Here is a 9980-nt window from a genome sequence, read left to right as displayed (position 1 = left end):
CGCGTGCAGCTAACCCGTACTAATTGACCGTGCGGCTTGACCATATAACACCCAAGCACTGTAGGGTGTTCCTGACTACGATCATCCGGGCCGCGTCCGCGACGGGGCCCACGTTTTTCCTGGCGGCCATAGAGCATTGGAACCACCTGATCCCATCCCGAACTCAGAAGTGAAACGGTGTATCGCCGATGATAGTGTGGGGTCTCCCCATGCGAAAGTAGGTCACCGCCAGGGCCTTATCCCAAAAACCCCCGCTCCAACGAGCGGGGGTTTTTTTTGGCCGGTACCGGCGTGATCGCGCGAAACCGCCCATGAAAATGACGCTTTTCGCGCTGGACGAGGTTTAGCCGGTATCGCGTGCACGCAGCAGTTTCACTTGAAACAGCGTGTTGCGCTCCTCTTCTTCGAGCGCCGACGCAATGAAGTGAATGGTCCGGCGATAGAGCGGAATAATGTTATATTTCAGTGCATTGACTCTTTTTTGTGCCTTGCGTTGTTCTTCCATCAGGCGGTGTAGCGCGATCTCGACTTCGCCTAACTGGGCGAGTATGACGGCCGCGTCCGCGAGGTGATCGCGGGTTGTGTCGAAGCTGGCGTCGGTGCCGAGTAGACCGACCGGCTTGAGCGGCAGGCGTTCGGCACTGACCGACGGGTACTCGACACCGAGTGCGCGGCGGGGAAGGATGTCGACCTTCAATGCGGGTTCGGCACCGAGTGATGCCTGATGGATGCCGCGGCTGCCCATACGCAGGTGGGTGAGGCTGAGGCATCGAAAGGCCTCGCTCAGTGCGCGTTCGGCGTCGGCGCGCAAGCGCCGGTAGTCGCCGATGCGTTCGTAGACCAGTCGTGTCAAGAGTTCACGTTTACGCTCCAGCAGGTCGTGCCCTTCTTCAAGGAACTTTGCCTGCTTTTTGAGTTTGAGCAGGGTGTTCTTGGTCGGCGGAACCTTGATCAGTTGTTGGGCCATAAGGAGACGCGGCGAACTCTGAGTGACAAGTGGTTGGCGTGTAAGGTGCGCGGAACCCAGGCGCTAGCCTTGGTGATCGTCCCAGCCTGCCCGTTCGGCGAGGCAGTCAGGTCCGCCCTCTTCAAATTCACGACAGATCAGCGGGCGCTGCTCATAGATGCGGCAGCGCAGGGTATCGCGGTCCAAGGCGGCGCACCAGCCGTCCGGCAGGCGGTCCATGGAGGGGACACCGCCCGGGTTGAGTCTGGTGTAGCGGCGGGGGACACCGGTGTCGGTGATGCATAGGACCTCAAGCCGACAGCACACCGCGGCGCAGTGATTGCAGGTGACGGGAGCGATTGGCTTGGGCATGGATTGGAATAGATGGCCTATCTCGATCACGCGACGCCCGGCCAGAAGTCAGGGTCCAAGGTTTCATCGACACTGAAAGAGCACTCCGGGGGGAAGATACGTTCAGGCAATCCGGTCTCGTTGGACGCATTGAAGCGGGCATCGGGATAGGCCTCCGTGAGTGCCTCCGCGAGTCGAACCCGCAGGCTCGGGCTTTCTTTCAATCGCTTGATGATCGCGCGCCGGCTGTTGAAAATGGATCCCCGCCAACTGTTGCTGCGTTGCTGTGGCTGAAACTCCCACTTGAGGAGATGCATCAGCAGGATGCCCATGTAACTCTCGATCGCCCGATACTCGCTGCGCCCCATGTCTTCCAATTCCTCGACGATATTGGCGATATCGGCCTCAGCGAACCGTCCTTCGCGCAACAGTCGGGCGTTGTCGAACAACCACCGGCTGTAGTCGCTCTCATAGAGCCCGACCATCGGATCAGGCGCTGGTGTCTTGAACGCGAAGGCCATGATTTAATCTGTCCCCGTGTAATACTTGGCCAGGTCCGTCTCTTTCAGGCGCGTGAGCATGTCCCGCGGGAAGCTGCTCATGAGTTCCCAGGCGAGGTTGAGCGTCGCCTCGATGGAGCGGTCCTCGGATTCACCCTGACCGACGAAACGGGTGTCGAAGGCGTCGGCGAAGGCAAGATAGCGCCGATCACGCTCGGACAGTTCGTCTGCACCGATGATGGATGCGAGGTTGCGGGTCTCCTGGGCGCGCGCATAGAGGGCGTAGATCTGGGCCGAGACCCGTGGATGATCCTCGCGGGTATCGTCCTTGCCGATGCCGTCCTTCATCAGACGCGACAGGCTCGGTGAGATATGCACGGGTGGATAGATGCCCTGGTTGTGCAACTCACGCGACAGGACGATCTGACCCTCGGTGATGTAACCCGTGAGGTCGGGGATGGGGTGAGTGATGTCGTCCGACGGCATCGACACCACGGGCATCATGGTAATCGAGCCGTGGCGCTGGTGGATGCGCCCGCAGCGCTCGTAAATCTCGGCCAGGTCCGAATAAAGATAGCCAGGATAGCCCTTGCGGGCCGGCACATCGCCCTTGGCCGTGGCGACCTCACGCAGCGCCTCTGCATAGTAGGTCATGTCCGTCATCACCACGAGCACATGGCGGTCCAGGTCATAAGCCAGGTATTCGGCGGCGGTGAGCGCGGTGCGCGGCAGGGTGAGACGCTCGACCGGCGGATCATCCGCCAGATTGATGAACATCACCACGTTGCGCAAAACGCCCGAGGAGGCGAACTCGTCGCGAAAGAACTTGGCGTCGGCGTAAGAGACACCCATGGCCGCAAAAACCACGGAGAAGCTGGTGTCCTCGTCCTTGAGCTTGGCCTGGCGCACGATTTGCGCGGCCAATCGGTTATGCGGCAGACCGGAACCGGAGAAGATCGGCAGCTTCTGGCCGCGCACCAGGCTGTTGAGCCCATCGATGGTGGAGATGCCGGTCTGGATGAACTCGCGTGGATAGGTGCGTGCGGCCGGATTGATTGCGGACCCGGCGACCGGTCGGCGCAGGTTGCTGAGGATCGGCGGGCGGCCGTCGCGTGGTTCCCCCAGTCCGTTGAATTCACGCCCCAGCAGTTCCGGCGACAGGGCGATCTCCACGGGCTCATCCAGAAAGCGGACCCAGGTCCGTTCCAGGTCCAGATCCTCCGTGCCCTCGAAGACGAGAATCAAGACCGCGTCGTCGGCGGCACGGATCACTTGGCCGTTGCGGATACCGCCCGAATAGTCTTCGATCCGGACCCGGTCCCCGAAGGCCACCCCGGGCGCATCCTTCACCACCAGCAGTCCGCCGCGGGCTTGTGTTACTGTCCTGTATTCTTTGATGCTCATGCGTGCTACAACCCCTGGGAAGATGAGCGTGGGCGCGGCCTGCCGATGCGGCCTGCGTGGTTCATGGCGACGCAGGGAATCGCGGGGGCAAGCCGCTCTCACGGGGAAGGCCTAGGACACCGCGGGTTCACCTTGCTTGGCATACTCGATGCGGATCTCCTCCATGGCCGAGTTGACCTCCGCCCGGAAGGCCTGGATCTGGTCCATCTGGTCGCTCGTATACATCGACTTGATGCGGCGCATCTTGGCCAGGATCGGCAGGTTCTGCAATTCGGAAACGGGGACACCGATCGCGATCAGCTCCGCACCGCTGGTGTAGATCTTAATGGCGATGTCGAGCAGCGCGAACTGCTTCTGGGGCGAGCAGAAGGTGTCCACGTCGTCCAGGGCGCTCTGCTGCAAGACGCCCTCCTTGATCAGTGATGCGCCCTCCAGCTCCCAGCGCTGGGCGTCGGACAGGGCCTCGGGTCCCACCAGATTGACGATGCGTGAGAGCTCGGCATCACGGGCAAGCAGCGCGAGTGCCGCGGTCCGGCGCCGTTCCCAGTTGGCGTCCACTTCCTTGTGCCACCACTGGGCGGCGGTGTGGACGTGGCCGGAGAAGCTGGTCACCCAGTCGATCGACGGGTAGTGGCGGGCGTCCGCGAGCTCTTTGGACAGCGCCCAGAAGGTCTCGATGATGTCCTTGGTGTGGCTGGTGACAGGCTCGGAGAAGTCCCCGCCGGGGGGCGAGACGGCGCCGATCAGCGTCACCGATCCGGAGCCGGCCCCATAGGTCTCGACCCGGCCGGCACGCTCGTAGACGGCGGCCAGACGCGACGCCAGATAGGCTGGATAGCCTTCCTCTACCGGCATCTGACCCAGCCGCCCCGACACTTCACGCAGGGCCTCGGCCCAACGCGACGTCGAGTCCGCCAGCATCACGACATCGTAGCCCATGTCTCGGTAATACTCCGCCATGGTGACGCCGACATAGATCGACGCCTCGCGGGCGACCACCGGCATGTTGGAGGTGTTGGCCACCAGCAGGGTCCGCTCCATCAGCTTGCGCCCCGAGTAGGGATCATCCAACTGTGGAAAGCTCTCCAAGACATCGACCAACTCGTTGCCGCGCTCACCACAGCCGACATAAATGACGATATCCGCATTCGACCAGCGGGCGATCTGCTGCTGGACCACCGTCTTGCCCGCGCCGAATGGGCCGGGGACCGCCCCTTTGCCGCCCTTGAGTTGGGGGAAAAAGGTATCGATGACCCGCTGCCCGGTGATCAGGGGTGAGATGCCGTCGTCCCGCCGCAGATAGGGGCGGGGCCGCCGCACCGGCCAGCGGTGGTACATGCTGAGTTTGAGGATATGGCCTTTGGCGGTGCGCACGCGGGCGATGGACGCCTCGATGTCATAGTCCCCGGCGGGCGCGAGTTCTTCCAACTCACCGGCGACCCCCGGCGGCACCAGGATGCGATGCTTGACCGTCAGGGTCTCCTGGACCGTGCCGAGCACCAGGCCGCCGCTCACCTTGGCGCCCGGCTCCAGTGCCTCATTGGGTTCGAACTCCCACTGCCTGGCGCGGTCCAGCGCCGGCACGCTGATGCCGCGGCGGATGTAATCACCCGACTGGAGCGCGATCTTTTCGAGCGGGCGCTGCACCCCGTCGAAGATGCCGCCCATCAGGCCGGGACCCAACTCAACGGAGAGCGGAAATCCCAGTCCGACGGCGATCTCGCCGGGTCGCACCCCGTCGGTGGACTCATAGGTCTGAACCACCGCCGTCGTGCCGGCCAGCGAGATGACCTCGCCAAACAGGCCCAATTCGCCAATCTTGACCTGTTCGCCGCTGCGGGCGCCGGGTAGGTCAACGGTGACGATGGGGCCGTTGATATCACGGATGGCACCGGTTCTGCTGAGTTCTGTCATGGTCTCATCCGGAGAAAAGGTTGCCGGTCTCGACACCGCCGGGCAGCAGACGTTCCAGAATGACCTGCTGAATGCGCGGGCGCAGCCGTGCGAGTCGGCCGTCGAAGGTTTGGTCGACGCGGATACGGCCATCGCCGCTGGTCAGCAGGACGCCGCCGAGGGTGTCGATCGGATCGTCGGTCAGGCTCAGGTTGCGGGTCGGCGCAACCGCCTGGGTGATCCTGTCCCAGCACAGCCGGAGGCGCTTCTGGTCGGCACTGTTGGCACTGACGTTGATCTCGGGATGTTCGATCAGCGTGGCAGCACCCGCTACCAATTGCTGAAGCCAGGCACTGTAGGCGTCGGTGTCCGCCATGAAGTGACGCATCCGTTCTTGCAGTTGGCGTTCCACATCCTGCACCAGATTCCAGCGCATCAGATCGAGTTGGCTCTGCATTTTGAGTTCACTTGCCTGCACGCGCTGGCGGAAGGTCCGTTCGGCCAGGGTCTTGGCGATGGCTTCCTCGCGTGCCTCACGCAGGCGCAGGCGTTCCGCGGCCTCACGCAAGATACTGTCGCGGCTGCGCGTACCGCGCTCGCGGAACTCCGCGGCCAGGCGCTCGGCGCGGGTCAGGATGGCCTGTTCCAGTTCTTGAACCTGATTCATTGGGGATTCATTTAGGATTCACCGGGGCTTCGCCGGACTGGCCGGCTGGGCCGGATGGAACAGCAGCGGCGCCGAACAGCGTGTTCAAGCGCTCCGCGACTTGGCTGGACAGGATCGGCGGGGCATTCAGCAGCGGCACCGCGATGACAACGATCCGCCCGCCCTCGCGGCGGACCCGCTGGAGGTTGGGAATGTCCGCCCGCATCACGTGATCGTCCACCACCACGAAGGCCTTCTCGCGATTGCGGCTGAGGTCGCGCAAGATGCGGTCGGCCTCTTCCGGCGTCGGATTGGGGTGGGTTTCAAAACCGATCAAGCGAAATCCGTCGGCCAGGCTCGCCTCGCCCAGGAACAGCATGCGGGTTGAATGGCCTGGTTCGTGCTCGGTGGTCATCGCGGCGGCGCTCAAATCTTGTTGAGCAACAGGATCGAGATGACCAAACCGTAGATGGCGATACCCTCCGCCAGACCCAGATAAATCAGGGTGCGCCCCAGGATTTCCGGTTTCTCGGTGATGGCCGCCAGTGACGCGGCGCCGATGGGGCCCACGGCGATGCCGGCACCGATCGTGGAGAGGCCGGTGGGGATGCCCGCGCCGATGATGGCCAACCCCATGCCGGTCGACATCTCGGTCGCCGCGCCGGCCGCTGCCGCGGTTTCGGTCACGGCGAAGGCGTCCTGCATGCCGAGCAGGAGCAAGCCGAATTGTGCGCCGACGAAGGCGACGAGCTGGGTGCCCAGCGCCGGTCGGTACCAGGGCCGGATCCGCACGGCGAGACTGGGACGTAGTTCCAGCAGAATGCCGGAGACGATCAGGCCGAGAATGGCGAGGGAGAGCAAGGCGACGAGCCAGTACATGAAACACTCCGTGGGTTGTGGTCGGTTCTAATGGGTCATGACGGCGCCGATCCCCGCCGCAGCTTGAGCGGCGTGAACGCGTGACCCTCCCCCCCAAAGTAGCGGGAGAAGCCTTCATAATATTGCAGTCGCATCACCTGGATCATCACGATCCCACCCTCCAGGACCAGGATGAAGACGTTGCCCAGGATCACGGTGATCACGTGGCCGAAGGCCCCCATCATGCCGGCCAGGGTGAATACCGCGATCGACAGGGCGACATGGTTCAGGCTGAATGCGGCAATACGCAAGAACGATAGCGTATTCGAAATATAGCCGATGACCGTCTCCAGCGTTTCGATGAAGACGACCAGGATCTTTTCGCCGAGCGGCGCCTCCAGGTGCCGCCAGGCATACCAGGCGAGTGCGGCCAGGGCGGTGCCGACCAGGAGCACCGGCACCGTGCCGAAGGGCTCACCGCGGCCGAGGTGCAGCCCGCCCCACACCAGCGCGAGATAGAAGATCAGATTGACGACCCCGTGATGACCGAACAGGGCTCCCCACCAGTTCTTGATCACCAGCCGATTATAGATGGCGATCAAACAAGCGCTGGTCAGGAAGACGACGCCGTAACCCAAGGCGATCTTGAGCATCAGAATCGGGTCATGGATGGGACTCATCCAGAGGGCGGGCAGGACCTCCTCGTAGCCGAAGATGCTGCCGTAGACGAAACCAAACCCCATCGACGCCAGGCCCGCCATCAGCCCGAACAGCCAGAAACGCCCGAGCCTGGCGCGCAACCACCAGGCCAGCCCGGCGATCACCGCACCCTGTCCGACATCGCCGAACATGGAGCCGAACATCAGCAGAAACGTGACGGCGAACAGCGGGGTAGGGTCGACCTCCCCGTATTCGGGGATGCCGTACTGCTGCACCAGCATGGCAAAGGGTTCGAGCAGACGGTTCTTGGTCGCGACGGTGGGGACCAGTTTGCGCTCAGCCGGCAAGGGGTCGCGCACCCGCAGATCGAACGGCAGTGCGAGTGATTGGCTGAGTCTGGCGGTGAGGTCGTCGACCGCGCGGGCCGGCACCCAGCCGGCGAGGTGGACCAGATGTCCCGAACTGCGCACGGACGGGTCCAGGGCGACCAGGGGTTCGGCCAGCATCAGGGTGCGGCGGGCGGCCACCAGACGCTCCAGGAAGGGCGTCGACCACTCGGCGATGCGCTCGTACTCGGATTGGCGGCGGATGCGGTTCGTCAGGTGCTGCGCCTCCAGATCCTGGCGGAGCTGTTGCGGGTCGTCATCCAGCCCTTCCGGGATGGGCAGGGGCTGGAAGCCGGCCGCATTGAGGACCGCCGAGAGTTGGGCCTCGGTGGTCCCGGTGGGGCCGATGATGACCACATGGGATTGCTCGCCGCGCTGCATATAGACATGGAGCAGATGGTCGGCGAGCCCCACCGCGCCTTCGAGTTGACGCAGATTTTCACGCGGCACGATGCCGACATAGAAATCCAGGAAGCGCGTCTTGTTGCGGAGCATCCGCAGGTCGATCTGCAAGTGCTGGAAGTTGGCGAGCGCCGCCTCCTGTTCGCGAATCAGGCGCTCCTGATCGTCCAGACGCCGCAAGTCTTCTTCATAACCGGACGCTTTCTGCCAGATTTGACCCAGCCAGTCGTTGAGCTGCGCGAGTTCCGCGGGCTCGACCACGCGGACTTGATCAGGTTTGGGATCAAGCTTGGGATCGAGCATGGGATCTTCGGGTATGGCGATCAGCTTGGCGATCTTATCGAGCCGCGACCGTGCCTGATAGTAGGTGTCCCGGTAGGTGCGCCCGGGCAGCCCGGTCAGCGCGGGCTCCAGGGGCGGCCGGGTATCCGGGTGGAAACACTCGGTTTGAGCCAGCGTCAGGGACGCCTGCGGCAGGTCCTCGGTGAGGACCAGCAGGCGCACATGCTTCATGATTCGTGGCCGCGGCATCTGGTGTCTGTCCCGTATAACTGGTGTGGTTGGGGTGCGCTGGGCAGGTCCTGGATCAAGCCGTCGCGGCGCGGTGGCGGGCGGCCGTTCCCCCGGTGGGCGGCAGGTTCCAGGGACAGGTGGGTTCGATGATCTCCAGCGCGATGTCCATGACCTCGGTCGAGAGGTTCAGCAGGCGCCCCTGAATCAAGGCGAACAGCAGATAGAGGTCCATCTCGCGCAGCATCAGGTAGGCGAGTGCCCGGGCGACCGCGGATGGGCTCTGAAGCAGCAGCCGCTGCGCCGCGTGAGCGACATGGCGTCCCATGTGCCGTTGGACGTCGATGATCGTTCGACACTCGGTCAGCAGCGCATCCAGCGGCGGCGGCAGGGCCGCGAGGACGCCCGCCAGGTCCTCGACATTGACCAGTGCCAGCAGCCGTTCTCGGTGCAGCAGCCGCATGGACGGAACCAGTTGATAGAAGGTCTCCGAGGGCGAGAACTGGTAGGAAAAACGAAAGCGCAACAGCCAGAGCAGGGCGGTGCGGTCCAGTTCGGCACCGATCAGTTGCTGCAGCGGGTGCAGATTGGTGTCATAGAACTGCATGACCTGGCGGGCCAGACCGGCGTAGTAGCGCTGGTCGATGGCGGCTTCCAGGGCGAAGGGTTCGCGTCGTTGTTCGTAGGCTTCCCGCGCCTGACGGGCAATCAGCCGGTGCGGCCCGGCCTCGAGTTGGCGCAGCAGTTCCGGCACGTTCTCGGCGCGAATCAGTTCCTGATCGGGTGGATCGATGATGGTCGGCAGGTCGAACAGGCTGTCGCGGATTTCCTGTTGATCCAGCGCGTAGAGCTTCCCGCGGATCAGCGTCTTCAGATTGAAGAGTGCGTACTTGCGGCCCCAGGCCAGCACGACGGCCCGTTCGGTCGCGGGCATTGGTCGCACCAAGACCTGGAGTTCGGCGAGCAGGACCTGGATCAGGGTCTGCTCGATGGCGCGGCCGCGGGTCCGGGCGCTCAGTTGCTCGTCGAGCAGCGCGGCGAGTCCGAAGCGTTCGGCCAGCTCAGGCAGTTGCAGTTGGGACAACTGACCGATGGTGTCCGGATCGAACAAGCGCGTCGCCATCACGGCGACGCGGGTGTTCAAGTAGGCNTGTGCGGCGGCGTTGCTCATCGTGGGTGCAGGATGATGGACGATGCGGTGACGCTGGAGGGGCGGTTGGTCAGCGGCTCGGGTCGATCAGCACCTGGAATGCGGCCTCCAGGGCCGCGTCCTCCCGCTGTTCGGCCTGGTCGCGCAAATGCACGTGGCGCTCGTCGTAACGGCGGCGCAACTCGGCGATATTCTGTTCCGCCCGCTCCTCGGCCTTGGCGATGAATGACCGGTGCAGATCGGGAATGCGGCTGGTGAACCGCTCATTCTCGGA

10 protein-coding genes, 1 rRNA gene and 1 pseudogene are annotated in these 9980 nt (G+C 63.7%); 1 reads left to right on the top strand and 11 read right to left on the bottom strand.

Annotation, left to right across the window (positions count from 1 at the left end):
• Positions 1-118: 118 nt before the first annotated feature.
• Positions 119-234 (top strand): 5S ribosomal RNA (gene rrf / locus A39O_RS0103405).
• Positions 235-343: 109 nt separating this feature from the next.
• On the opposite strand, the gene A39O_RS0103400 is transcribed toward rrf, so the two are convergent.
• The 11 genes and pseudogenes from A39O_RS0103400 to A39O_RS0103350 form a co-directional block, all read right to left on the bottom strand.
• The gene (locus A39O_RS0103400; RefSeq protein WP_020503306.1) at positions 344-967 is read right to left on the bottom strand and encodes a V-type ATP synthase subunit D; all 624 of its coding nucleotides are present in this window, start codon (positions 965-967) and stop codon (positions 344-346) included.
• 63 nt (positions 968-1030) lie between these two features.
• Positions 1031-1318, bottom strand: coding sequence for a YkgJ family cysteine cluster protein (locus A39O_RS0103395; protein WP_020503305.1), 288 nt, complete (start codon positions 1316-1318; stop codon positions 1031-1033).
• Positions 1319-1344: 26 nt separating this feature from the next.
• Positions 1345-1818 (bottom strand): DUF29 domain-containing protein, encoded by a 474-nt coding sequence (locus A39O_RS0103390; protein WP_211211530.1) that lies wholly within the window; start codon positions 1816-1818, stop codon positions 1345-1347.
• A 3-nt stretch (positions 1819-1821) separates the two neighbouring features.
• Complete coding sequence (locus tag A39O_RS0103385) at positions 1822-3201, bottom strand: V-type ATP synthase subunit B (RefSeq protein WP_020503303.1); 1380 nt, start codon at positions 3199-3201, stop codon at positions 1822-1824.
• A 111-nt stretch (positions 3202-3312) separates the two neighbouring features.
• The gene (locus tag A39O_RS0103380; RefSeq protein WP_020503302.1) at positions 3313-5115 is read right to left on the bottom strand and encodes a V-type ATP synthase subunit A; all 1803 of its coding nucleotides are present in this window, start codon (positions 5113-5115) and stop codon (positions 3313-3315) included.
• 4 nt (positions 5116-5119) lie between these two features.
• Complete coding sequence (locus A39O_RS0103375) at positions 5120-5761, bottom strand: V-type ATP synthase subunit E (protein WP_020503301.1); 642 nt, start codon at positions 5759-5761, stop codon at positions 5120-5122.
• A 7-nt stretch (positions 5762-5768) separates the two neighbouring features.
• Positions 5769-6155, bottom strand: coding sequence for a V-type ATP synthase subunit F (locus tag A39O_RS0103370; RefSeq protein WP_040527027.1), 387 nt, complete (start codon positions 6153-6155; stop codon positions 5769-5771).
• Between the two features lie 11 nt (positions 6156-6166).
• Positions 6167-6619: an ATP synthase subunit C gene (locus tag A39O_RS0103365; RefSeq protein ID WP_020503299.1), complete on the bottom strand. Its 453-nt coding sequence runs from the start codon at positions 6617-6619 to the stop codon at positions 6167-6169.
• A 35-nt stretch (positions 6620-6654) separates the two neighbouring features.
• The gene (locus tag A39O_RS0103360) at positions 6655-8559 is read right to left on the bottom strand and encodes a V-type ATP synthase subunit I (protein ID WP_020503298.1); all 1905 of its coding nucleotides are present in this window, start codon (positions 8557-8559) and stop codon (positions 6655-6657) included.
• Positions 8560-8632: 73 nt separating this feature from the next.
• Entirely contained in the window at positions 8633-9727 is a 1095-nt protein-coding gene (locus tag A39O_RS0103355) for a V0D/AC39 family V-type ATPase subunit (protein ID WP_020503297.1), read from the bottom strand.
• Between the two features lie 49 nt (positions 9728-9776).
• A pseudogene (locus A39O_RS0103350) lies at positions 9777-9980 on the bottom strand (ATPase); the annotation flags it as partial.

This window comes from Lamprocystis purpurea DSM 4197 (genome assembly GCF_000379525.1).
In the GTDB taxonomy this organism is placed as follows: Bacteria; Pseudomonadota; Gammaproteobacteria; order Chromatiales; family Chromatiaceae; genus Thiodictyon; species Thiodictyon purpureum.
The sequence above is the reverse complement of the archived record's forward strand: the minus strand, read 5'-3'. Positions and strand labels throughout refer to the sequence as shown.